This window comes from Halobacillus naozhouensis (genome assembly GCF_029714185.1).
GTDB lineage: Bacteria > Bacillota > Bacilli > Bacillales > Halobacillaceae > Halobacillus_A > Halobacillus_A naozhouensis.
Genome location: NZ_CP121671.1, coordinates 3,233,895 through 3,258,704, shown reverse-complemented (window position 1 = coordinate 3,258,704; position 24,810 = coordinate 3,233,895). Strand labels below are relative to the sequence as shown.

Here is a 24,810-nt window from a genome sequence, read left to right as displayed (position 1 = left end):
TAGATTAATTTTTTAGAAAGGATATTTGGTTTTGCTTCTTTTAGATCCCTTCAACAAAGAATTAAACAAACATAAAAATAATAATTCAAAAACAAACAGAAACATGATATGCTGTTTAAAACAAACAAAACCAGGAGGAATTTCAATTGGTACAAAATCGATGGAACGATAGTGAATCAAGCCTTGAAGATGGTTTAGATGAGTTAGTATATCGATCAAATTTATTAGGGAAAGACAGGTCAGTGGCCAATTGGGGTGGTGGAAATACTTCTGCAAAATCCACAGAAACGGACTTTCGGGGTCATGAAATTGAGGTAATGTGGGTAAAAGGAAGCGGTTCAGACTTAGCTACAATGAAAAGTAAGAACTTTACCGGGTTAAGAATGGATCACATTAAACCGTTAATGGAAAGAGATGATATGACAGACGAAGAAATGGTTGACTATTTAGCTCATTGTATGATTGATGCTAAACATCCACGTTCTTCTATAGAAACACTTCTGCATGCGTTTCTACCTTACAAACATGTCGATCATACCCATCCAGATGCAATTATCAGTATTGCATGTGCAGACAATGGGCAAGAGATTGCAAAGGAGATTTATGGTGATCGTTTTGTATGGGTGCCATACATACGTCCAGGATTCAAGCTATCAAAGATGATTGCTGAAGGTGTCCAAAACAATCCAAATGCCGAACTAGTTATCATGGAGAAACATGGTCTTGTTACCTGGGGGGAAACGTCTAAAGAAAGTTATCATAAAACCATTTCCATCATTCAAGAAGCTGAGGATTATATAGAAACTAAAGCAGAAGGAAAACAACTCTTTGGGGGGAGAAAATATAACTCATTGACTCAGGAGGAGAGAGACGAAATACTGAGTCGTGTGCTTTCTGTTATAAGAGGTCAAGTTAGCGAAGAGAAGAAGATGATCGTTACGAATGATGATCATGAAAATATACTTTCTTTTGTAAATAGTAAAGACGCTAAGGAGCTGTCACAAGTTGGAGCAGCGTGTCCTGATCACTTAGTACATACAAAAAGAGTACCGTTGTATGTGGAGTGGGATCCAGCCAGCAAGGATGTGGACCGTTTAATTGAAAGTGTTAAAGAAGGAATTAATGCCTTTAAGGAGGAGTACGTTGCTTACTTTAACCGGAACAAATCTGAAGGAGATCAAATGGTTGAAGCAGTTCCTCGTGTTTTATTAATTCCTGGTATTGGTATGATTAATACAGGAAAAAGTTGGAGTGCGGCAAATGTAAGTCAATCTTTATTTCATAGGGCAGTATCTGTAATGAGAGGTGCCACTATCCTTGGTAACTTTGTATCGTTAAATGAAGCAGAGTCGTTTGCAATTGAATATTGGCCGTTAGAACTTTACAAGTTAAGCTTAGCTCCACCGGAAGCAGAGTTTTCACGTCATGTAGCATTTGTAACGGGCGGTGCTGGTGGAATAGGTAGTGCAACTTGTTATCGTCTGCTAACGGAAGGTGCGCACGTTGTCGTAGCTGATATTAATCACGAAGGAGCAGAACAGCTTGCTTCTGAAATGAATGAGCGTTTCGATGAAAATCGAGTCCTCGCAGTCAAGATGGATGTGACTAAGGAAGAGGAAGTCAGTGCTGCTCTCCAAACAGCTGTCTTAAAATATGGTGGTTTAGATATTATTGTGAATAACGCTGGATTAGCAAGTTCAAGCCCGTTTGAAGAAACCACCATTGATAAATGGAATGTAAATATGAATGTATTAGTGACTGGTTACTTCCTTGTCGCAAGAGAAGCATTTAAGTTGATGAAGGATCAAGCTATTGGTGGTAGTATGGTATTTGTTGGATCTAAAAATTCAATCTATGCAGGAAAAAATGCTGCAGCTTACAGTACTGCAAAGGCAGCAGAAGTACACCTTGCCAGAACAATTGCTGCTGATGGTGGCCAATATGGTATTCGTGTAAACTCAGTACTGCCTGATGCTGTGATTCGCGGATCAAAAATTTGGGATTCTGAGTGGAAGGAAGAAAGGGCATCATCTTACGGCATTGAGGCGGATCAATTAGAAGAGCATTATCGTAAAAGAACTCTATTAAATGAAAATATCCTGCCACAAGATATTGCTGAATCGATTGCTTTCCTAGCCTCTACTAAAGCAGCCAAAACAACAGGCTGTATGGTAACTGTTGATGGGGGAGTAGCAGCAGCGTTTACTAGATAAAGAAGTATAAATGATAGATTTCTTGTTTTGGCAGGAAGTCTATCATTTAATATAAAACTATTGCCGTAAAGGTATCCAGGTAAGAAAGAAGGGGAAAAATGCTCGTTGCTGAGAGACAACAAAAAATTGTTGAACTTGTAAATGAACGAAAAAGTATTCGTGTTACGGAATTAAGTCAGGCCTTTTCCGTTACAGAAGAAACCATTCGCAGAGATTTAGAGAAATTGGAAAGAGAGAAAAAGCTATCTAGAAGTCATGGTGGTGCAATAAGTGTTAATTCTTCGGACTCTCTTGAGATCCCATATGCTGAAAGGGAAGTAACTAATGTAGAGGAGAAAAAAGAAATAGCTCTCGAGGCAGTCAAGCAAGTCCATGAAGGAGATAAAGTTATTTTAGATGCTAGTACTACGGCTTGGTATATGGCTAAAGCATTACCAGATATACAGATAACTGTATTGACCAATTCGATAAAAGTAGCCATGGAATTGAGTTCTAAAAAACAAGTCACTGTGATCTCAACGGGTGGTGTCTTGTTACCCAAATCGTTGTCCTATGTTGGTCCTTTAGCTGAAGCATCATTAGACACCTATCATGTAAATAAAGCATTTATCTCATGCAAAGGGGTTCATTTAGAACGGGGTATTAGTGAATCAAATGAACAGCAGGCTCGAATTAAGAAAAAAATGATTGATAGTGCTGATGTGGTTTTCATTATGATTGATTCTAGTAAATTTGGTGTACAAGCCTTTTCAAAACTTTATGATTTGGAAGTTGTAGACCATATTATTACGGATCAAAAAATGGATAGCCGTATTGTTCAACAACTACACGATAAATCATTAAATTTAATAAGAGTTTAAATAGAAAGGGTAGGGAGGCTCATAATTATGGCCTCTTTTTTATAACTTTCTTTGAATGTTATTACTCACTGCTGAAGCCACAGTTATTAAAATGTATTGACACATCGACCTTTATTTAGCTCTTTCAGTGAGGAGGAATAAAAGTGTATGACCACACAGGAAATAAACGTTCTGCTATCATCTCTCTTTATGAAAGTAAACACAATGAAAATGATAGAGTGAAGTCACATCATCATAGGACTCATCAAATTTTGTACACATTGGAGGGAAAAGGGAAATGTACGCTGGATGAGCATCCATATCAAATTGCACGAGACAGTTTTATTATTATCCCCCCTTTGACCGAACATTCAATAGCCGCAGAGTCAAAAATGACTGTCTTAGTGCTTGAGTTTGACGCAACAGTGTTGGGTGATGATATTCAGCAACAATTAGTTGAGTCAGTTTTCCAAAAGGCATGGGTACAAAAACTCAATATGTTTGATAGCAGTGAGCTTCGCCAACTTCTTCGGAAGATGTTATATGAACAGTCCCACGGTGATCGCCTTTGGAAAATGGGGTTAAAGTTATATATGGCAGAACTGCTTTTCACCATAGCACGATCTCCTCAGGATACGCCTCAAACGGATATGAATACCTTACGAGTAGAACAGTTACGTCATTATATCGATACACGTTATTTTGATATCAAAAATGCAGAGGATATTGCGAATCGAATGGGTATGAGTAAACGTTATATGCAAAGTATTTTTAACGACTATTATGATAGTACGCCAATGCAATATTTGACAGAGGTTCGTCTAGGCTTAGTGAAGCAATTACTAGTAGAAACAGAAAAAGATATTGTCTCCATATGTTTTGAAGTTGGCTTTGAATCCCTTTCAACTTTTTATCGCTTATTTAAAAGACACATAGGTGTCCCCCCCAATATGTACCGTACCACGCAAAGAGGTAAATGAGTTTTTCAAAAGTCCCTGCCCTAATCATTAGCATTTAAATTAAATGATTTCCGAAATTGAGAATTAGCTTCCCCTTCTAATAAGACACCGCTTACAGTTAGGTTTACACTAAATGTAACCATTAGAGGAGGGAATCATATGAGTACACATAATATAGGAATCATCATGAATGGGGTAACCGGCCGCATGGGAACGAGACAACACTTAATCCGTTCTATAGTCGCAATCCGTGAACAGGGAGGAGTTGCACTCGGTAACGGAGATTACATCATGCCAGACCCAATCCTTGTCGGTCGTAATGAAGGGAAATTAAAAACACTTGCTGAGAAATATGCTATCGAACGTTGGACAACTGATCTATCAGAAGCATTAGCAGATGAGAATAATGTCATTTACTTTGACTCTCAAACAACTACCCGAAGAGAAGAAGCTATTAAACAGGCTATCCAAGCAAACAAACATATTTATTGTGAAAAACCGACATCTACTTCATTAGAGGGTTCTCTTGAGCTGGCAGAGCTTGCAAAAGAAGCTGGCGTGAAAAATGGTGTGGTTCAAGATAAATTGTTTTTACCAGGTGTCATGAAACTGAAAAGGTTAATAGATGCAGGGTTTTTTGGAGATATTTTATCCGTTCGTATGGAATTCGGTTATTGGGTGTTTGAAGGAGATTGGCAAGAGTGTCAACGACCTTCTTGGAACTATAAAAAAGAAGACGGCGGAGGGATCGTTGTTGATATGTTCCCTCACTGGCGTTATGTACTGGATCACCTATTCGGGTCTGTTCAAGCATTATCGGCAGTGACAGCTACACATATTGCCGAGCGAGTAGATGAGGCTGGAAATACTTATAATGCTACCGCTGATGATGCAGCGTACGCTACTTTTGAACTTGAAAATGGTGTCATAGCCAGTGTGAATTCTTCATGGACGGTTCGCGTGGATCGTGATGACCTGCTGACGATTCAAGTAGATGGGACGGAAGGAAGTGCTGTAGCGGGACTTAGAGGCTGTAAAACCCAGCATAGAGTGAACACACCAAAGCCAGTTTGGAACCCAGATTTAGAAAACACGATAGATTTTCAAGATCAGTGGGTAGAGGTTCCAGATAATCAACTCTTTGAAAATGCATTTAAAATCCAATGGGAGATGTTTTTAAAGCATGTGTATCAAGATGAAGCTTTCCCGTGGGATCTATTAGAAGGGGCTAAAGGGACCCAGTTAGCTGACCTAGGTCTGCAGTCTTCCAAAGAACGCTGCTGGCTTGACGTACCCAGCTTGAATGTGTGAAGGAGGTATAGTTTATGACTCATTTTATTTATTTGCCTAAACAAGACGGGTCCACGTATAAATACGAATTGTCACAAAAAGAACCATTACCTGAACCTTCTGAAGGCACCTTTAAATCTCGTGTTGCTTATTCAGCGGCACATGTAGTGGCAAATCCGTTTGGAAGTGATGACCCGGTAAAAAAGCCAGCGATAGACTGGGAGCAAACCATGCAATACCGCCATTATTTATGGTCGCTTGGTCTGTCGGTGGCTGAAGCAATGGATACCGCACAACGCGGAATGGGGCTGCAATGGAAACACGCCAAAGAATTAATTACTCGCTCAGTAAAAGAAGCCAAAAGTGTGGGCGGAAAGATTGCCAGTGGAGCTGGTACCGATCACCTAGAGCCAAGGCCAAATATAAGTTTAGAAGATGTTGTAAACGCTTATGAAGAGCAAGTTTCACATGTCGAAGGAGTCGGAAGTAAAGTTATCTTAATGGCTAGCCGCGCTCTTGCAGCGTGTGCTAAGTCACCAGAAGATTATGAATACGTTTACGGCAAAATATTAGACCAAGTATCCCAGCCGGTCATCCTGCATTGGCTAGGTGAAATGTTTGATCCTAATTTATCTGGATATTGGGGACACCATGATTCAGATAAAGCCATGGAGGTTTGCCTCCGTATAATCGAAATGCATGCCGATAAAATTGAGGGGATCAAAATATCGTTATTAGACGATCAAAAAGAAATAAAGATGCGCAGGCGCCTGCCGGAGAGCGTGAGAATGTACACGGGGGATGATTTTAACTACCCATCCCTGATTGAAGGAGATGAACAAGGGTATAGTCACGCCCTGTTAGGAATTTTTGATGCGATTGCACCAGCTGCTTCTGCTGCCTTACAGGAGTTGGATCAGGGAGATGTGAAAGGTTTCCGGGAAACGTTAGATCGTACGGTTCCGCTAGCTCGTCACATTTTTCAAAACCCTACTTATGCGTATAAGACGGGTGTAGTATTTTTGGCGTATTTGAACGGACATCAGCCTCATTTTCGAATGATTGCAGGAGCGGAAAGTGCACGGTCTATCCTGCATTTTACGGAGCTGTTTGAACTAGCGGATAAAGCAAATGTACTGATTGATCCGGAGCAAGCGATTGCAAGGATGCATCCGGTTCTTCAATTAGCCGGTGTTCAGCAAATGGAGGCCGTAAAATGAGTGGAGTTGTAAATGTAAATCGAATCAGTTTAAATCAAATTACGACAGAAAATTGGTCACTAAGGGAAGCCATAGACGGCTGTGTTCGAAATGAAATTCCTACGATATCCGTGTGGCGTCACAAAATCTCTGAAGTTGGCTTGAAAGAAAGCAAGAAAATGATAAAAGAATCTGGACTTGGTGTTTCAAGCGTCTGTCGTGGAGGTATGTTTCCAGCACTTACAGCTTCAGAGCGCGTGCAGCGTATTGATGACAATAAACGAGCAATTGAAGAGGCTGCTGAACTGGGTACTGATGTGCTTGTACTAGTATGTGGGGCTGCCCCGGATAAAAATTTACCAGAAAGCCGCAAGTGGGTACAGGAAGGGATTGAAACACTTATTCCCTTTGCCGAACAACATAAGGTGAAATTGGGCATTGAACCGCTGCACCCAATGTATGCTGCTGACAGGTCTGTGATTACGACACTTGGGGAAGCAAATGCCTTGCAGAACTCACTGGCCAGCTCCCAAGTTGGTGTCATAGTCGATGTATTTCATGTTTGGTGGGACCCTTTTTTATATCAAGAAATAGAGAACGCGAGGGGAAATATTTTAGGTTTTCACGTTTCAGATTGGAAAGTACCACTTCCAGATATTTTTAAAGGACGTTCCATGATGGGGGATGGTGTGATTGAGATTCCTCGGATTAGGCAGGCAGTAGAAGAGAATGATTATCATGGTCCAATCGAAGTTGAAATTATTAATCAGGACATTTGGGATATGCCTGGAGATGAGACTTTAAAGCTAATGAAGAAAAGCTTTGTTGAACATGTATAACTAAAAGTGGAACGGGGCAATTCATTGCTCCGTTCTCTTTCGTTCCTAATTAATGGAGTGCAAAGGAGGAGATAGATTATGTCGAACGCAACAGAATCCACACAGCATACAAAATTTGAACCTGAACATCACCAGGAGACACCTGTAAAGGAAAATAGGCTTTTTATTGGAGCCTTCGGTTTAGAGCATGGCCATATTTACAGCATGTGCAAGGGAATGAAGGAGGCAGGAGCGACTATTCGTTGGGTTTGGGATGAAGATCCAAAGAAAATAGAAGCTTTTCAGCAAGTGTTTCCTGAGGCCAGTCAAGCCACATCCCTTTCACAAATTTTACAGGATCAATCCGTGCAAATGGTGGCTAGTGCTGCCATACCTTCAACCCGTTGTGATATAGGATTACAAGTATTGGATGCTGACAAGCACTTCTTTTCAGCAAAAGCTCCTTTTACGACAATGAGTCAACTGAGAGCGGCTGAACAAAAGGTAAAAGAAACAGGGCTTCACTGGGCAGTATTTTACAGCGAACGTTTGCAAGTTGAATGTGCCGGTTTTGCCGAACAACTTATAGACAAAGGAGCTATCGGTGATGTTGTACAAGTACTTGGCATGGGACCGCATAGATTAAATATCGACCAACGTCCCGAGTGGTTCTTCTGGAAAGAAACGTATGGAGGGATTGTGTGCGATATCGGCAGCCACCAAATTGAACAGTTTCTCTGGTTTGCGAAAGCTAACAATGCGAGGATACTAAGCAGCACAGCCATAAATATGTCTCACCCCGAATACCCGGAATTTGAGGATTATGGTGATGCTCATTTGGTTGCAGATAACGGTGCTGTCCATTATTTTCGAGTGGATTGGTTTACACCAGATGGACTGAGAAACTGGGGAGACGGTCGAACGACAATACTGGGCACAGATGGATATATTGAATTGCGAAAATATATTGATATCACCCATCAGTCCGAAGGGGAACAGTTATATTTAGTAAATCATGGAGGAGAAAGGAAATATGGTTTGAAGGGAAAAGTGGGGTACCCGTATTTTTACAGACTCGCCCATGATGTCCTGGAGAATACGTCAAACGCTATGCCACAAAATCATATTTTTAAAGCTGCTGAGCTCTGTTTGTTGGCCCAGGAGCAGGCAACTAATTTTCAAAGAAAGGGAGGTGAGGGCGTATGAAGGAAAAGTGCGGGATTGTATTAGTAGGAATAGCTGGCTATGGTGAAATATATTTAAAAGCGCTCTACGAGCAGAATAGGCTTTCTTGGGTTGAGGGAGTGGTTGATATTAATCCAGAGCGTAGTGCTTTTTTTGACCAAATAAAGAAGCAAAAAATTCCGATTTACTCCACACTCGAATCATTTTATCAGAATCATACAGCAGACTTGGCCATTATCTCAACGCCTATTCATTTACACGCCCCACAGGCAATAACGGCGATGGAGAATGGTAGTCACGTCCTTTGCGAGAAGCCGATGACTGGATCATGGGAGGAAGCGGAGCACATGCGCCATGTGCGTAATCGGACTGGACGCTTTGTAGCGATCGGGTTTAATTGGTCCTTTAGTCAATCGGTTCAAGAATGGAAGCAGGACATTCAAAAAGGCTTGTTCGGTGCACCAATTCGAGGGAAGACCATTGTATTATGGCCCAGGAATCAACATTATTATAATCGCTCTCACTGGGCTGGAAAACTTCAAGGTCCAAATGGGGAGGCTATTTTCGACAGTATCGCTAATAATGCTGCTTCTCATTTCCTGCACAATTTGCTTTATGTATTGGGAGACTCCAAGGAACACAGTGCCAAATTACGATCAATGAATATAGAGTTATATCGAGCCAACCCGATCGAAACATTTGACACATGCGCACTGCGTGCAAAGACGGATCAGTCCGTAGAACTTTCCTATATTGCCTCTCATGCCATTAACCAGGAGAGTGGACCTCAATTTGAGATGGAATTTGAAAAAGCCACTATACGTTATGAGGATGGGGATACGATGAAAGCCCGTTGGGGGGATGGGTCAGTTAAGGATTATGGTGATCCAGAAACCGAACATATTCGCAAGTTGGAAGTCTGTATACAAGCCGTATTAAAAGGGCACCAGGAAATCTGTTGTGGTATAGAAGCATCTTACTCTCAATTACTTGCTATTAAGGGTATGCATGAAGCCGTACCAGAAGTACCGGCTTTTCCGCCAAAACTAGTGAAAAAAGATCCAGAAACTATGACTACATATGTACCGGGTTTAGCTGAAGCTCTTTTGAATTGCTACAAAGAATGGGAGCTGCCAAGTGAAAGGGGATACCCATGGGCTCAAACCGGTAAACATGTTGTCATTTCAAATAGAGATTACACTTATTAATAAAATCAAGCCTAAATGCTCGCCCCTTGCAGGTTATGAAGGGAACATTTGTGAAAATTATATCCTTATTTCCGAAATTGAGAGTGAAATTCTTATATTAATAAGACTTGTATTTTGAAAGCGCTTAAAATGGAGGTAATAATTTGAAAAGTCAAACGAGTTGCAAATGGAAAAATTGAAAGGGGTTACAACATGAGTAGAAGGCGTTTAATAAAAAGCGGTTTGGCTGTAGCGGTTACGTCGTTATTACTGGTATTAGGAGCCTGTTCCGGTGCGGAAAAGGTGGCTTCCGGTAGTGGTACTTCAACTAAAGAAACTCAAACACTCACACTGGCCCATATTCATAATGATGCAAGTCCGGTTTATCACAGTCTAGAAGCATTTGCAGATAAGGTAGAGGAAAAAACGAATGGTAGTGTAAAAGTGAAAATTTATGCCGAAGGGGTTTTGGGCGGCGAGACAAAAGTAATGGAACTAGTACAGAGCGGTGTTATTGATATGACCAAGGTAAACGGAGGGGTTGTATCAAAATTTGATGAAAAGTTCGCTGCATTTAGTCTTCCTTACGTTTTCCAAAGTGATGAGCATTTCCGTAATTTTATGAAGACCGATACAGTTCAACAGATGTACAAAAGTCTAGAGGAGATACAGTTGCGTGGAATTACGTATTATGATGCCGGGGCAAGAAGTTTCTATACGGCCAGTACAAAAATTAAAACTCCTGAGGATCTCAAAGGCTTGAAAATTAGAGTGATGAACAACGTGACAGCTATTAAGATGGTAGAAATGTTAGGGGCAGCACCGACGCCAATGTCTGCTACTGAAGTGTACACCAGCTTACAACAAGGAATTATTGATGGGGCTGAAAGTAGTCCAATCGCGTTGACCGATGCCAATCACGGGGAAGTGGCCAAGCAGTTTTCATTCGATAAGCATACACGAATTCCCGACTTCCTTATTATGAGTGACGCTTCATGGGACAAATTAAGTGGGTCGGAGCAGCAAGCAATCATAGAAGCAGGGAGAGAAACCACGAAGGCGCACAATAAGCGATGGGATAAGATGATTCAAGAAAGTATAGAAAAGGCGAAAAAGGAAATGGGAGTGGAGTTCTCACATCCAGATCAAGCACCTTTCCGTGAAAAAGTAGAACCACTCATTGAAGAACAACGTGAAGAGAATCCCGAGATAGATAGACTATTAGATAAAATTGAAGCATTACAATAAATGTTAGGTGAGAGGGGTACTGCTTTGAATAATTTTAAACGTTGGCTGGATCTAGTGTTATTAACAGTTGCCAGCATTCTTATTTTATTTTTAGTTGTAGGTGCGATTTGGCAGGTGTTTACTCGTTTTGTATTGCAGGATCCGAGTATTATTACCCAAGAGGTACTGAGATTTTCCCTGATTTGGATTGCTTTTATTGGAGCCACATACGCCTTTGGTCAGGACGAACATTTAGCATTAACATTTATGAGAGATAAAATAAAAGGTCAATCACACAAAGTACTGCGCTGGTTGATTGATTTATTAGTCATTGCCTTTGCTCTATTTGTATTAGTCATTGGAGGATTTAAAATATCCAATGCAACGATGGCTGAACTATCTCCTATTCTGAGCATACCGATGGGAATGATTTATGGTATTTTACCGATCTGTGGAGTCATTATTATTTTTTATCAGGTCGTAAATATGACCAAACGCAAAGAGGTAGAAGATTCAAATCCGTTGGAAGGCGGTGAGCATGAATGGATGTAACGGTTTGGACAGGAATTGTTTTATTCGGTTTGTTTTTCTTATTTCTTTTTATCGGTGTACCCATTTCAGTAAGCATTGCTGTAGCAGCCTTTGCAGCACTATTGATCGTGCTTCCTATGTCATCTTCCTTGTTGGCCATTTCCCAACAGCTAATAACAGGGGTAGATAGCACAGTTCTGTTAGCTCTTGTCTTCTTTATGTTAGCCGGAAGTATTATGAATAACGGCGGGATTGCCGATCGGTTAATTAATGTAGCTAAACTTATCGGCGGACGAATGTCTGGTTCTTTGGCCCATACGAATATAATTGGAAATATGTTATTTGGTGCTATCTCTGGATCTGCCATTGCAGCTGCTGCAACGATGGGGCGCATTATGCATCCACAAGAAACCAAGGAAGGATATGACCCCTCCTATTCAGCCGCTGTCAATATTGCTTCTGCCCCGACAGGTTTAATTATTCCCCCCAGTGGGATACCAATCATTTACTCCTTACTTAGTGGAGGGACATCAATCGGTGCTTTATTTGTTGCTGGATATTTACCAGGCATTCTTATGGCTTTATTGCTTATGATTGTTGCCTATATTTTAGCAAAAAGAGCAAATTATCCTGTCTCTTCAAAGACAAGCAGTAGGGAGGCTCTCAAAGTCGTCATGCAATCAATCCCCAGTTTGTTATTGATTGTTGTCGTAATTGGCGGGATAACATTTGGAATTTTTACAGCCACTGAAGGTGCTGCAGTGGCCGTGCTGTATGCAGCAATCCTCAGTTTGATTTATCGCCAGTTAACAATCTCGGATATCCCAAAGATACTTAAAGAAACTGTGATTTATTCCGGCATTATTTTGCTGTTGATCGGTGTATCAACATCCATGTCATGGGTGCTCGCCTATGCAGGTATCCCACAGGCGATTACGAATGCCATGCTTTCTATAACCGATAGTAAAGTTTTGATTCTATTGATTATGCTTTTAATTCTATTAATTGTCGGAACGTTTATGGATGTAGCTCCAGCATTATTAATATTTACACCAATTCTTTTCCCGGTAGCTACTCAAATGGGAATTGACCCCGTACACTTTGGAACAATTATGGCTATTGCCCTTGCGATCGGTGTAACGACACCGCCAATTGGTACCGTGCTGTTTATCGGCAGCAGTGTTAGTGGTGTTCGTATTGAAAAAGTAATTCCAAAACTAATTATTTTTTATGTCCCGTTGGTAGTTGCTTTGGTCCTAGTCACATTTATTCCGGAAATCAGTTTGTTTCTACCTCGGTTGTTTGGATTGGTGGAATAAATACAAATTGGGAAGTCCTGTAGATTATGATATAGGAAGGATGTAATAAGGGTGAGAAAACTATCAATACTTTTGGCGTTTATCATGCTTTTTTCATTGCTTCCCCAGATTGGAAGTATGGGGTACAGTAGAGCGGAAACGAAAGAAAAAGGTGCAGAAAGACATGCAGAGAAGGGAGCGATGCTAGAACATCTCGATCGAGGGCTGGTGGCTGTTACGACCTCAGAAGGTGTTTTCATAAGCTGGAGGCTTATGGCGGACGAGGTAACAGGTCACTCAGACACAGGTTTGACAGGGGCAAATTTTAATGTTTATCGAGATGGGGCGAAAATTGCTACAGTCAATGATAGCACGAATTATTTGGATGAGGAGGGGAATCTAGATTCTGAGTATGTTGTTGCTAAAGTAATAGATGGAGAAGAAGTAGAGAAAAGTTCACCGGTTTCCCCATGGAAGAATTCCTATTATGAGCTACCATTACAAAAGCCAGAAGGGGGAGTTACTCCTACAGGCGAATCATACTCTTATAATGCTAATGACATGAACGTGGGGGATGTGAATGGTGATGGTCAATATGAATTTGTAGTCAAATGGGATCCAACAAATTCAAAAGATGTATCGCAATCAGGATATACTGGAAAAACGTATATTGACACGTACACCTTTGACGGAGAATTGTTGTATAGAATTGACCTTGGGGTGAATATCAGGTCGGGTGCACACTATACTCCATTCTTAGTTTATGATTTTGATGGAAATGGAAAAGCAGAAATAATGATGAAAACCGCCCCTGGGACAAAGATCATTAAGTATGATGAGAAGGGTAATATTACCTCAGAAGAATATATCACGATGCCCCAGAAGGATAGTGAAGCAGGGTACAGTCATCAGGATGATTACCGTATGAGCAGCAAAGATTATTATGAGCATATTGTGGAGATGTTTATGGGCTGGCACGAGCATGAAGAAGTTGTGAAGGGAAACTGGCCTGAGACTCTTGAAGAATGTTTTGGAATCGAACCGAAGTATGATTATCCACTGTCAAAGGAAGATGCTGAAAGCTTGGCAGACTACTTCATTGATGAGTATGCGCCGAAAAGAAGTAGCCATAACAACCTCAGAGAATTTGAGGGCTTTATTTTAGAAGGACCAGAATACTTAACTGTTTTTGATGGAGAAACAGGTGATGAACTAGACACCATTCATTATAAGCCTGGCCGTCATGACGATGGTTTAATGTGGGGGGACTACGCGACATCGAGAATTGAACCGGGTAACCGAGTAGATCGTTTCCTTGCAGGAGTGGCCTACCTTGACGGTGAAAAACCATATGCCATATTTTCTCGCGGATATTATACAAGAGCAGCGATTGTTTCTTATAGTTGGAATGGAGAAGATTTAGAGGAGTATTGGACGGTTGATAGCGGATGGACACCCATGAGTAACCCTTTTAATGATAGTCCACATGGTACCCCTGGAACGAATAATGAATTTAGTTCCCTAACGACGCAAGGCTTCCATTCGATGAGTACAGCTGATGTGGATAATGATGGAAACCAGGAAGTAATTTATGGTTCGGCAACGATTGATCATGATGGTTCGTTGTTATATAGTTCGTTTGATACATTGCCTGAAGGAAGTGCAGACCCTGGGGCAAAAGCTCGGCTAGGTCATGGTGATGCTCTTCATGTAGCGGATATTGACCCTGATCGATCAGGGTTAGAAATATACGCAGTGCACGAACGCGCGACTTCGGCTCCATATGGTTATTCATTACGTGACGCGGAAACTGGAGAAGTCATTTATGGTAAATATACGGGGAAAGATACAGGACGTGGGATGATTGGTGATATTGACCCTAATTATAGAGGGCTGGAAACATGGGCAGTAGACCTGCGAACAACCGATGGAGAACGGCTCGCTTCCGATACTCCTGGTACAAATATGAACATCAAATGGTCTGCAGACATGACTACGCAAATCGTAAATGGTGAATTGGAGGAGACCCCTACTATTGAAAATACAGTGAAAGGGACTGTATTGACGGCTACCGGAACAAGAACAAATAACGGTACAAAAGGGAACCCGTCACTGGTCGCTGATGTCTTTGGTGACTGGAGGGAAGAGCTTCTAGTTCGAACTAAGGACAGCTCTTCGATACGAATGTATGTAAGTACGGAAGAAACAGACCACAAATTATACACACTTATGCAGGATGTTCAATATAGAACAGGAATCGCCTGGCAAAATTCAGGCTACAACCAGCCTTCCTATCCAAGTTTCTACTTTGGATCTGATATAGAATGGGGAAGTGTGCCGCTTCCGAACATACAGACTCCTAGTACTTTGTCAACTTTGCAAAAACAAGTAAACGAATATGAAGTTATTGGGGAGTTGACAGGTCCTTTAGCTGTTCAATTGAGCAAAACAATCGATCAAGCTAATCACCATCTTGAAAAAGGTTCGACTAAGAATGCTATTAGACTTGTGAAAAAATTTCTGTTTCATCTTGAACGAAAATCTAGTGCCCCCTACATTTCTAATAAGGCTAAAATTGACTTGGCTAGTCAGGCTGAATATATAGTGCGGATGTTGGAAAGTAAGTAACATAAATTTAGATTTGAGAGGCTCTGAATGGCTTTATAGCTGTTCGGAGTTTTTTTGTGTTAATAGGCTTTTTAAGCGTGCCCATAAAAGCTTTTCTCCTATTAGAAAAGTTCTAAGTCCATATTCCTTGGCATACATATCAAATTAGTAAGTAAGCTTAACTAACTAAATCGTAAGTCTAAATCCGTAGGCTAAGGGGCTCGTTCAATGCAGAGAGGAAATGCCAGTTACATTAAAAAAGTCAATCAAAAGCGAATTTTAACATGTGTACGGGAGGAGGGATCTATTTCCCGAGCCAATATTGCCAAAAAGCTTTCACTTAGCAAACCAACCGTATCCACTCTTGTTGATACATTATTGGTAGAAGGGTGGATTCGGGAGATCGGAAGTGGGGAGGCTTCCATTAATGGGGGGAGAAAGCCGGTAAATCTCACCTTTAATCCTGAAAAAGCTTTCATGATCGGAATAGACTTTGGTGGGACAAATGTAGCCCTTGGCATAACTGATTTAAATGGGCATGTTTGCGCCTATCGGGATTTTCCAACTCAGGAACATTTGAATAATGATTTGTTCAACGTCATCAAACAGCATGTGGACATCATGAAAAAGGAGTTGAATATAGATAGTCAAAAAATCCTGGGTGTTGGGGCTGGAATACCTGGGATCACCAACATAGAAACAGGAATAGTAAAAGAGGCTCCTGCCCTTAAATGGAACAGTTTCCCCGTAAGAGAAAAGCTAAAGGAGATATTTGACTTTCCCATATATATTGATAATGACGTGAATATAAATGTGCTTGGTGAGCATTGGAAAGGAGTCGGGCGCGGCAAGAATAATCTCATTTACATTGCGATCGGTACAGGAATTGGCAGTGGAATCATGGTGAACGGAAGGTTATTTAGAGGGAGTAATTATAGTGCAGGGGAGATTGGTTATTTAGTCACCGATCGAGTATATGCAGATCAATACCACCCCGTTTATGAAGGGTATGGGTTTTTGGAGAGTATAGCCAGTGGCTCATCTATTGGGAACCGGTTATCTGAACTGCTAGGTAAAAAAGTTACGGCGAAAGAGGCGTTCGACCTTTACCAGCAGCTAAACAGGCAGGCTGTAGAAGTAATAGATTTTGCCCTGGAGAATTTAGCGCTTGGGATTGCCAATTACGTGTCATTATTTGATCCCGAGCTCGTGATATTAGGGGGTGGTGTTAGCGGATCTTATTCAATCATCAGGGAGCAGATGGTGAAGATTATCGATCGTTATACTCCAGGAACATACGAAGTGCTGCCTACTGCCTTTGGTAAAGAATCGGGGGTTGTTGGAGCTGTGGCATTGTTTTTAAAAGAGTCCGATACCTTAATTGAAATTTAATAGGGGGTTGTATTATGGATAGCTTTAAAAAGAATTGGATTATCTGTTTCTTCGTAGGGGCACTACTTTTTGTTCTTGCGGGATGTATGGCAGGGGGGTCAAGTGAGGAAACACCCGAAAAAGCAAGTAAGGATGAAGGGAACGCTGGGTCCTCTGAAAAGCTGGAAGACAAGGTTGTTGTTTATTCGCCGCATGGCAGTGACATTTTAAGTGACTTTGAAAAGCAGTTCGAGGCTGAGTATGACGTTGACATGCAATTTTTAGATATGGGATCCCAGGAAATCTTAGACCGGGTTCGTTCGGAGAAAAATAATCCTCAGGCTGATGTATGGTGGGGTGCACCTCAGGTAAATTTTGATAAAGCCAAAGAAGAAGGCTTGTTGGCTAAATACAAACCTTCTTATGCAGATGCCCTTCCTGATATGTACCATGATGAGGATTGGATGTGGTCAGGAACATCCATTACGCCAGAAGTTATTTTGTACAATACAAAAGAGATCTCTCCAGAAGAAGCACCTCAGGATTGGGACGATCTTCTGGATCCTAAGTGGAAAGACGAAATCATCATTCGCTATCCCTTAGCTTCAGGGACGATGCGCACGATATTCTCAGCAATGGTTTATCGTACGTATCAAGAAACCGAAAGTCCTGAAGAAGGGTATGAGTGGCTGCAGAAACTTGATGAGAATACGAAGGAATACGCCGCTAACCCGGAAATTATGTATAACCAGGTCGCAAAAGGTGTCGGTTCCTTATCCGTCTGGAATATGCCGGACACGGTCATGTTAGCAAAAGAGAAAGGGTATCCGTTTGACTATGTTATTCCAGAGAGTGGGACACCTGTGTTGACGGAAGGAATTGCCCTTGTAAAAGATGCGCCGCACCCTAAAGCTGCTAAAGCCTTTTACGAATTTGTGAATACGAAAGAAGCTGCCAAACTATTGGCTGAAAAGTATTATCGTATTCCAACACGTGAGGATATAGAGGATTTGCCTGGTTGGATAACGGAAACTGATATTAAGCCAATGGATATTGACTGGGGTCTTTTCCAGGAGAAGTCACAAGAGTGGATGGAACACTGGGATACAAAAATAAAGAACACAGAGAAGGATAAAAGCCAGCAATAGAATTCTTTAGATAAAGGGAGTTGTTGATTCATGTCAACAGTGAATTTATCAACGATTACAAAACAATTCGGTGATGTAACGGCAGTCAGGAACCTAGATTTATTAATCGAAGAAGGCGAGTTCTTCACCTTTCTAGGTCCTAGCGGATGCGGGAAAACGACAACGCTTCGAATGATTGCCGGATTCTATTACCCTACCCGTGGTAAAGTCAAATTTAACGACAAAGATATGACGACAGTCCCGCCTGAAAAAAGGAATACGGGCATGGTGTTTCAAAACTATGCCCTTTTTCCTCATATGACTGTGTTTGAAAATGTGGCTTTTGGTTTGAAAGTAAGAAAAGTTAATAAGACGGATATGAGGAAAAGGGTGGAAGATGTCCTCAAAAAAGTTCGTCTGGATTCATTTATACAGCGTCAGGTTAGCCAGCTAAGTGGGGGACAGCAGCAACGAGTTGCCTTAGCCAGGGCACTCGTAATTGAACCTGATATTTTACTTTTAGACGAACCGCTAAGTAATTTGGATGCTAGATTGCGAGATGAAATGCGTACGGAAATCCTAAGGTTGCAGCGTGAATATGGCATTACAACCATTTATGTTACCCATGATCAAGTCGAAGCTTTAACGATGAGTGATCGAATCGCCGTATTTAAGGATGGGGAGTGCCAGCAGATGGGGACCCCAACCGATATTTATAACGAGCCTGTGAATGACTTTGTAGCGGAGTTTATTGGAGAAACCAATTTGTCACCAGTTACTTTTAAGGAGAAGCAGGAGGCGGAATTCATTTTTCATTCCGAACCTCTTGAAAGTCCCATCCGTGTGAAGGATTCTAAACAGAACATAGCAGCCTACGACGAAGGTGATGAATTGTTGATATCTATCAGACCTGAAGCAATTCATGTCAGCGATACGGCGTTAACGGATCAGCACAATGTATGGACAGGTGAAGTTTCTCTCGTGCAGTTCACGGGTGCATCTGTTCATACATTTATAAAGATAAATGAAGAAACTACAATTAGGGCTACCGGTTTAAATCAAGGACCAAGTACGTATTTCGAAGAGGGGACAACAGTCCGTGTTCACATGCCGGAGGACCAAATACGCGTGATTCCAAGGGCAAGGGAGTGACACGATGAAATTAAATGCTGAAAATAGAAAAACATTACTTCTATTAATCCCTGTACTTGTCGTATTGATAGGGTATGTCCTCTATCCATCGATCGAAACACTGCTTGAGAGTTTTAGAAAAAATGGACTTTTTTCGCTGCAAAACTATCAAGATTTCTTTGGAACAAAGGCCGCTGCCAATTTAGAAGCACTTTGGCACTCCGTCTATATTTCCCTACTATCGGTACTCTTAAGTGCTCTAATTGGGATTCCTTTAGCGTATATATTTAACCGTTATGATTTCCCGGGACGTCAATTTTTTTCAAACATTGCTATTATGCCGATTGTTCTACCTTCTCTGGTTGGGGTCATGGCCTTTATGTTTTTATATGGGGAAGCAGGATTAATTCCTAACGCGATTAAAGATTTATTCAACTTAGCTGAGATCCCCTTTAGTATCGGGGGAGTTTCCGGGATTTTACTCGTGCATGCTTATACGATGTACCCTTATTTTTATATGACCACTTCATCCGCTTTAAATAACATTGATCCTTCTTTGGAAGAAGCAGCCTACAATCTAGGATCTAGTAAAACTAGTGTGTTTAGAAAAGTGACTTTTCCTTTATTAACCCCGGGATTGGTGGCCGCCTCTTTATTAGTGTTTATGGTTTCCATGGCGTCCTTCAGTGCACCCTTTCTACTTGCAGGGGGCTATCGGGTGTTAAGTCTTCAAATCTATTTTTCAAAAGTAAATGGCAATCTGGAAATGGCAGCAACCCAATCTGTTATTCTATCAGCTGTCTCCATCTCTTTTCTATTATTTATGCGCTGGTATCAGGGGCGCAAGGATTATCGGATGGCCAGCAAAGGGATCGGTGCTCATCGCAGTGAAGTGAGTAATTCAGTATTGAAGTGGTGTCTGGTGTCACTAGGAATAGTGGCGATGATTATTTTGTTACTGCCACATGCTACTTTACTTATTCTATCCCTTGTGCCTGAGGGAGGATGGACATGGCAGACTTATCCGCAAGCCTTTAGCCTTGAAAACTTCAGGCTTTTATTTGAAGATCCAGATATTTGGGACCCAGTAAAAAATAGTTTGATCATGTCAGCACTCGCGTGTATAGGTGTGTTCATATTTGGTATTATCACGTCTTATGCCCTTGTAAAGCGTAGTTTTATAGGGAAGAATCTGCTTGATATTCTCGTTATGATTCCTTGGGCTTTACCCGCTACCGTTGTCGGTATGAATCTAATACTGGCATTTAACCAGGCGTCTCCCTTCTCATTTGGAAAAGTGCTCGTAGGGACATTCTGGATCTTGCCACTTGCCTATTTTATTCGGTTCATCCCCCTGGTGGTCAGATCAACATCTGCTGTACTAGAACAAATGGATGATTCGATTGAAGAGGCGGCACAAAATTTAGGTGCCAGGTGGCTTTACACCTTTAGACGTGTCGTTATTCCGATTATCATGCCGGGTGTGCTGAGTGGTACGTTACTCGCTTTTGTTCAAGCTGTAGGAGAATTTCCAACGTCCGTATTGCTTTATACTATTGGGAACCGGCCTATTTCGATTGAGATCATGAACCAATTAAGGCAGTTTAACATCGGTCAGGCAGCAGCCTATGGAATGATTCAGGTAAGCTTAATCGCAATCGTACTTTTTGTGGCTTACAAGTTCCTAGGTGTCAAATCTGAAAATACATTATAAATTTGAGGTGCATGTTTCTAATGAGCCGTGCAAAAGAAGATTTCGAATTGAGTGACGGGATGACTTTTCCAGGAAAAATGTATGTGGAAGCTTTACTGAAGCCTGTATTTTACGATCAAAGAGACCATTTATTTCACGCTATGTTTAGGATTCATAGGGCGCACACGATTATGCTTGAGGAACAAGGAATACTGACTCACGAAGAGAAAGTGAACATTCTAAAAGGGATTGAACAAATAGCAAGTGCTGATCCAAATCAACTAGAATATTCCTCGGCTTACGAGGATTTATTTTTTTTAGTAGAAAGCAGAATAGGTGAATGCATCGGTGAAGAATTGGCGGGAAAAATGCACATCGCTAAAAGCCGAAACGATATGGGCGAGGCAATGTATCGAATCGTGATTCGGGATTATATAAAAAGGGTGATACATGAGACAGAGAATCTTAGTGAAGCCCTTTTAACGCAGGCAGAACAACACGTTGATTCCGTAATGCCAGCACATACTCATACACAGCCAGCCCAGCCGACAACGCTAGGGCACTATTTAGTGGCGGTTTATGACAATTTGCAAAGAGATATAACACGGTTAAAGCAGGCGTATCAGACGGTTAATCAATCACCGATGGGAGCGGCGGCCATTACAACAACTGGATTCCCGATCAATCGAGAGCGGATGGTTGAGCTGCTTGGCTTTGATGGTTTGATCGAAAACTCCTATGATGCGATTGCAGCGGGAGACTATTTGATTGAAGCGGGGCAGGCACTGGTCAGCTTAATGACCAATATCGGTCGATGGATACAAGAACTACTCCGAATGGCTTCCAGGGAAGTTGGTTTGTTAAAAGTTTCCGATGCCTATGTTCAAGTCAGCAGCATCATGCCGCAAAAACGAAATCCTGTTTCGGTTGAACATTCTCGGGCGTTAGCTAGCAGTGCAGCGGCTGAAGGGATGGCGGTGGTTCATATGGTTCACAATACACCTTACGGAGATATTAATGATACGGAGGATGACTTGCAGCCGCATATTTATAATGGATACAGGAAGGGTTCACGCGTGTTACGTCTTATGCATGCTGTCATTTTAACGATGGAGTTTGACAAGGAAAGGGCCCGGAAGCAAGCCCGTGAAAATCTGATTACGATTACAGAACTGGCAGATGTGCTCGCTCGTGACTATGGGATTGCATTTAGAACAGCGCATCAAAAAGCTAGTATGATCGCCAAAAAAGCTATGCACTTGAAAAAGGAATTATACGAAGTATCGTTATCCCAAATTAATGAGTGGATAGGTGATGTGGAACTTAAGAAAGAAGATTGGGAAGCGATTATTGACCCCGTTTGTTTTGTAGAAAGAAGAAAGGTGACGGGCGGGCCAAATCCCGATGTTGTGAGGGAAATGATTACGAGAAGGAAATGATTATACTGCCTAAACCCGCTTAGGGGGTGATTCTGATTTAAGTTTCCTCATCTTCTCGAAATCTATTGAACGTGTCAACTTAGAAAGGGGAATGGGATGAAAAAGTTTTCGTTATTATTTCTGATCGTGATGTTGCTTGTTCCATTGGCTGCTCGAATATCATCATATGGGGAAGAGAAAGCGAAACCGGATGTTGAGCTCTGGAATACACTGAAGCCGTTAGATACGACACTCAGTTTCTTGAATACGGGAGCGCACCCTGACGATGAGCGCAGTCACTTGCTTGCTTATTTGTCGAGAGGACTTGGAATCCGAACAGCCAGCTTGATTGCCAATCGCGGAGAAGGCGGACAAAATGAGATCGGTAAAGAGCTTGGCAATGCATTGGGAATCATCCGCTCAAACGAAATGAAGGAAGCCTCAAAGGTTACAGGTGTCGAGGTGTTTCATTTGAGCCAAACGACCAATGATCCTATTTACGATTTTGGTTTTTCCAAGAGTCCTGAAGAGACGCTAGAAAAATGGGGAGAAGAACTTACTTACGAACGATTTATCCGTAGAATTCGAACCTATAAGCCTGATATCTTATTCCCGTCGTTTTTAAATGTTGAATCGCAGCATGGCCATCACAGGGCGATTAACCTATTAACAGTAAAAGCATTTGAGGACGCAGCCGACCCCACTGTTTTTCCAGAACAGCTTGAAGAAGGGCTGTCTACATGGCAAGTGAAGAAACTGTATCTTCCTGCCAACTCAGAAAAGGCAACAACCTCACTCGAAATTGGAAAAAAGGATCCTATTTATGGCATGACCTACCCGCAGTTGGGTGAGAAATCGCGTTATCTTCACAAGAGTCAGGGAATGGGGGAAGACATCCCGGCTGAACCTGAGACGGTGCATTTAAAACTAGCCAAATCGGTTACGGAGATTCCAAGTAAGGAAGGCATGTTTGATGGTTTAGCTTACGACTTCAAGGAAATCAGTGCTCGCCTAAAGAATGGACATCCGGCTGTTAGTGCTAAACTGACACACTTCCAGAAAACACTTGATAAAGTGATCGAACAATATCCAGATCGCTCTCAAGCTTTGAAAAAATCTCATGTAGCGCTTAAAGAAGTGAGACGTTTACAATCAAAAATTGAAGAAAGCGGTTTGAAAGCCAAGGAAAAAGAAGACATCTTGTTCCGCCTTGACGTGAAAGAGAAGCAGCTTACTGAAGTAAGTAAAGTCGCTTCCAGTTTGGAAGTTGAAACAATGGTTGAAGATGCAACACTCGTTCAAGATGGGCAGACGAAGGTAACCGTTACTATGAAAAATAATGGAAAATACCTTCTCAGAAATGTTCATGCGACTTTAAGCCTTCCTAGAGGGTGGACGATTGAACATACTTTGGAAACTTTCCATTTGAAAGCCGGGGAGAATAAAACCATAGAATTTGTTGTCAACGTCCCTTCTAACGCTGAATACTTTAAACCATATGATGATCCTAGTATTCAGTCAGAACTAACCTATTCGGTTGGTCCTACCAAGGTAAAACAAAGTTACCAGACCGAGAGTACAGTGGCTATTTTACCCGATGTTTCCGTACAGACGAATCCAACCAGCTTAGTAGTGAATACACTAGACATTCCGAAAAAAGTGACCATAGAAGCCGAAGTTCAAAATAATACTTCCGGATCGCTTAAGGCATCCGTGGAACTTGATGTACCTGATGGCTGGTCGGTAGATCCTGCAGCGAAGCCTGTAACTTTTATTGAAGAGAACGAAACAAAAACAATCGTCTTCACAGTTTCCCCTGGAGAAAAAGTTAGTAAAGGGAAATTTACTCTTCAGCCCGTAGTAAAAGCGAATGGAAAGTCGTTAAGTACACACGTACAAAAAATTGATTATGAACATATCAATACCTCGTACTACTTGCAGCCGGCTAAAATTGAAGGAGTAGCTTTCGATTTGAAACTGCCCGACAAACTAAAGGTCGGCTACATCGACAGCGGCTTTGATAAAGTAGCCAATCATTTGCAAGGCATTGGAATGGATGTCACTAAACTCGGAGTTGAAAATTTGCAATCTGGAGATTTAACCCAATATGACACCATCGTCACCGGCGTCAGGGCGTACCTATCACGTGAAGATTTGAGAAAGAATAATGAACTACTGCTTCAATATGTGGAAGATGGCGGACACCTTGTTGTACAGTACAATAAACCATGGGATAACTGGGATCCAGAACAAACACCGCCATACAACCTTGTGATTGGCCAGCCATCGATTCAGTGGCGAGTTACAGACGAAACAGCTGAAGTCGCTGTGCAAAAACCAAATCACCCACTATTTAATTATCCAAACTCCATTACAGAGAAGGATTGGTCCAATTGGATTCAAGAACGCGGTTTGTACTATCCAATGGAATGGGATGAGAGATTTGAAACGTTTGTCAGCATGGCTGATCCGAATGGAGAACATTATGAGGGCGGAATATTGATGGCAGATTACGGAGATGGAACCTACTTGTATACGAATCTTGTCTGGTATCGGCAAATTCAGAATCAGGTTCCGGGCGGCTATCGTATTTTTACCAATCTTGTGAGTTACCCATTGCATAACGAATAAGAAATTCTAGAAGGGTTACCGGTAATGACTGGTAACTCTTTTTTTATATTAGTGTAATAAATTTATGAATTTATCGAGTATATATC

The 24,810-nt window shown here is 41.6% G+C and carries 18 protein-coding genes; all 18 read left to right on the top strand.

Annotation, left to right across the window (positions count from 1 at the left end; translation table 11 throughout):
• The first annotated feature begins 146 nt into the window (after positions 1-146).
• The 18 genes from P9989_RS16865 (at position 147) to P9989_RS16780 (ending at position 24,724) form a co-directional block, all read left to right on the top strand.
• Positions 147-2,213: a bifunctional aldolase/short-chain dehydrogenase gene (locus tag P9989_RS16865; RefSeq protein WP_283076028.1), complete on the top strand. Its 2,067-nt coding sequence runs from the start codon at positions 147-149 to the stop codon at positions 2,211-2,213.
• Positions 2,214-2,311: 98 nt separating this feature from the next.
• Positions 2,312-3,073 carry a DeoR/GlpR family DNA-binding transcription regulator gene (locus tag P9989_RS16860; protein ID WP_283076027.1) on the top strand — a complete coding sequence of 254 codons (762 nt, stop codon included), beginning with the start codon at positions 2,312-2,314 and terminating at the stop codon, positions 3,071-3,073.
• A 143-nt stretch (positions 3,074-3,216) separates the two neighbouring features.
• The gene (locus P9989_RS16855) at positions 3,217-4,032 is read left to right on the top strand and encodes an AraC family transcriptional regulator (RefSeq protein WP_283076026.1); all 816 of its coding nucleotides are present in this window, start codon (positions 3,217-3,219) and stop codon (positions 4,030-4,032) included.
• A gap of 138 nt (positions 4,033-4,170) precedes the next feature.
• Complete coding sequence (locus tag P9989_RS16850) at positions 4,171-5,322, top strand: Gfo/Idh/MocA family protein (RefSeq protein ID WP_283076025.1); 1,152 nt, start codon at positions 4,171-4,173, stop codon at positions 5,320-5,322.
• A 14-nt stretch (positions 5,323-5,336) separates the two neighbouring features.
• A complete protein-coding gene (locus P9989_RS16845; RefSeq protein WP_283076024.1) occupies positions 5,337-6,521 on the top strand; it encodes a dihydrodipicolinate synthase family protein in 1,185 nt (394 codons plus the stop codon).
• Entirely contained in the window at positions 6,518-7,339 is an 822-nt protein-coding gene (locus tag P9989_RS16840) for a sugar phosphate isomerase/epimerase family protein (protein ID WP_283076023.1), read from the top strand. Before P9989_RS16845 ends, P9989_RS16840 begins: the two co-directional genes overlap by 4 nt.
• Before the next feature lie 78 nt (positions 7,340-7,417).
• Complete coding sequence (locus tag P9989_RS16835; RefSeq protein WP_283076022.1) at positions 7,418-8,524, top strand: Gfo/Idh/MocA family protein; 1,107 nt, start codon at positions 7,418-7,420, stop codon at positions 8,522-8,524.
• Complete coding sequence (locus P9989_RS16830; protein ID WP_283076021.1) at positions 8,521-9,711, top strand: Gfo/Idh/MocA family protein; 1,191 nt, start codon at positions 8,521-8,523, stop codon at positions 9,709-9,711. The genes P9989_RS16835 and P9989_RS16830 overlap by 4 nt, the downstream gene beginning before the upstream one ends.
• A 192-nt stretch (positions 9,712-9,903) precedes the next feature.
• On the top strand, positions 9,904-10,938 hold the full coding sequence (locus P9989_RS16825) for a TRAP transporter substrate-binding protein (protein WP_283076020.1): 1,035 nt from the start codon (positions 9,904-9,906) through the stop codon (positions 10,936-10,938).
• A gap of 24 nt (positions 10,939-10,962) precedes the next feature.
• Positions 10,963-11,469 carry a TRAP transporter small permease gene (locus P9989_RS16820; protein ID WP_283076019.1) on the top strand — a complete coding sequence of 169 codons (507 nt, stop codon included), beginning with the start codon at positions 10,963-10,965 and terminating at the stop codon, positions 11,467-11,469.
• A complete protein-coding gene (locus P9989_RS16815; protein WP_283076018.1) occupies positions 11,460-12,767 on the top strand; it encodes a TRAP transporter large permease in 1,308 nt (435 codons plus the stop codon). The genes P9989_RS16820 and P9989_RS16815 overlap by 10 nt, the downstream gene beginning before the upstream one ends.
• 117 nt (positions 12,768-12,884) lie before the next feature.
• Positions 12,885-15,374: a rhamnogalacturonan lyase gene (locus P9989_RS16810; RefSeq protein ID WP_428841957.1), complete on the top strand. Its 2,490-nt coding sequence runs from the start codon at positions 12,885-12,887 to the stop codon at positions 15,372-15,374.
• A gap of 207 nt (positions 15,375-15,581) precedes the next feature.
• Positions 15,582-16,745, top strand: coding sequence for an ROK family transcriptional regulator (locus tag P9989_RS16805; protein ID WP_283076017.1), 1,164 nt, complete (start codon positions 15,582-15,584; stop codon positions 16,743-16,745).
• A 14-nt stretch (positions 16,746-16,759) separates the two neighbouring features.
• Positions 16,760-17,872 carry an extracellular solute-binding protein gene (locus P9989_RS16800; RefSeq protein WP_283076016.1) on the top strand — a complete coding sequence of 371 codons (1,113 nt, stop codon included), beginning with the start codon at positions 16,760-16,762 and terminating at the stop codon, positions 17,870-17,872.
• 30 nt (positions 17,873-17,902) lie between these two features.
• Positions 17,903-19,003, top strand: coding sequence for an ABC transporter ATP-binding protein (locus tag P9989_RS16795; RefSeq protein ID WP_283076015.1), 1,101 nt, complete (start codon positions 17,903-17,905; stop codon positions 19,001-19,003).
• Positions 19,004-19,007: 4 nt separating this feature from the next.
• On the top strand, positions 19,008-20,696 hold the full coding sequence (locus P9989_RS16790; protein ID WP_283076014.1) for an ABC transporter permease: 1,689 nt from the start codon (positions 19,008-19,010) through the stop codon (positions 20,694-20,696).
• Between the two features lie 20 nt (positions 20,697-20,716).
• Positions 20,717-22,114, top strand: coding sequence for an argininosuccinate lyase (gene argH / locus P9989_RS16785; protein WP_283076013.1), 1,398 nt, complete (start codon positions 20,717-20,719; stop codon positions 22,112-22,114).
• Between the two features lie 96 nt (positions 22,115-22,210).
• On the top strand, positions 22,211-24,724 hold the full coding sequence (locus P9989_RS16780; protein ID WP_283076012.1) for a PIG-L family deacetylase: 2,514 nt from the start codon (positions 22,211-22,213) through the stop codon (positions 24,722-24,724).
• Positions 24,725-24,810: the final 86 nt, after the last annotated feature.

What these genes read in the sequence shown, in the direction of transcription:
- P9989_RS16835 (WP_283076022.1), top strand. Translation starts at nt 7,418, where the DNA reads ATGTCGAACGCAACAGAATCCACACAGCATACAAAATTTGAACCTGAA.
- P9989_RS16810 (WP_428841957.1), top strand. Translation starts at nt 12,885, where the DNA reads ATGGGGTACAGTAGAGCGGAAACGAAAGAAAAAGGTGCAGAAAGACAT.
- P9989_RS16805 (WP_283076017.1), top strand. Translation starts at nt 15,582, where the DNA reads ATGCAGAGAGGAAATGCCAGTTACATTAAAAAAGTCAATCAAAAGCGA.
- P9989_RS16790 (WP_283076014.1), top strand. Translation starts at nt 19,008, where the DNA reads ATGAAATTAAATGCTGAAAATAGAAAAACATTACTTCTATTAATCCCT.
- P9989_RS16815 (WP_283076018.1), top strand. Translation starts at nt 11,460, where the DNA reads ATGGATGTAACGGTTTGGACAGGAATTGTTTTATTCGGTTTGTTTTTC.
- P9989_RS16850 (WP_283076025.1), top strand. Translation starts at nt 4,171, where the DNA reads ATGAGTACACATAATATAGGAATCATCATGAATGGGGTAACCGGCCGC.
- argH (WP_283076013.1), top strand. Translation starts at nt 20,717, where the DNA reads ATGAGCCGTGCAAAAGAAGATTTCGAATTGAGTGACGGGATGACTTTT.
- P9989_RS16795 (WP_283076015.1), top strand. Translation starts at nt 17,903, where the DNA reads ATGTCAACAGTGAATTTATCAACGATTACAAAACAATTCGGTGATGTA.
- P9989_RS16860 (WP_283076027.1), top strand. Translation starts at nt 2,312, where the DNA reads ATGCTCGTTGCTGAGAGACAACAAAAAATTGTTGAACTTGTAAATGAA.
- P9989_RS16840 (WP_283076023.1), top strand. Translation starts at nt 6,518, where the DNA reads ATGAGTGGAGTTGTAAATGTAAATCGAATCAGTTTAAATCAAATTACG.
- P9989_RS16780 (WP_283076012.1), top strand. Translation starts at nt 22,211, where the DNA reads ATGAAAAAGTTTTCGTTATTATTTCTGATCGTGATGTTGCTTGTTCCA.
- P9989_RS16830 (WP_283076021.1), top strand. Translation starts at nt 8,521, where the DNA reads ATGAAGGAAAAGTGCGGGATTGTATTAGTAGGAATAGCTGGCTATGGT.
- P9989_RS16845 (WP_283076024.1), top strand. Translation starts at nt 5,337, where the DNA reads ATGACTCATTTTATTTATTTGCCTAAACAAGACGGGTCCACGTATAAA.
- P9989_RS16825 (WP_283076020.1), top strand. Translation starts at nt 9,904, where the DNA reads ATGAGTAGAAGGCGTTTAATAAAAAGCGGTTTGGCTGTAGCGGTTACG.
- P9989_RS16800 (WP_283076016.1), top strand. Translation starts at nt 16,760, where the DNA reads ATGGATAGCTTTAAAAAGAATTGGATTATCTGTTTCTTCGTAGGGGCA.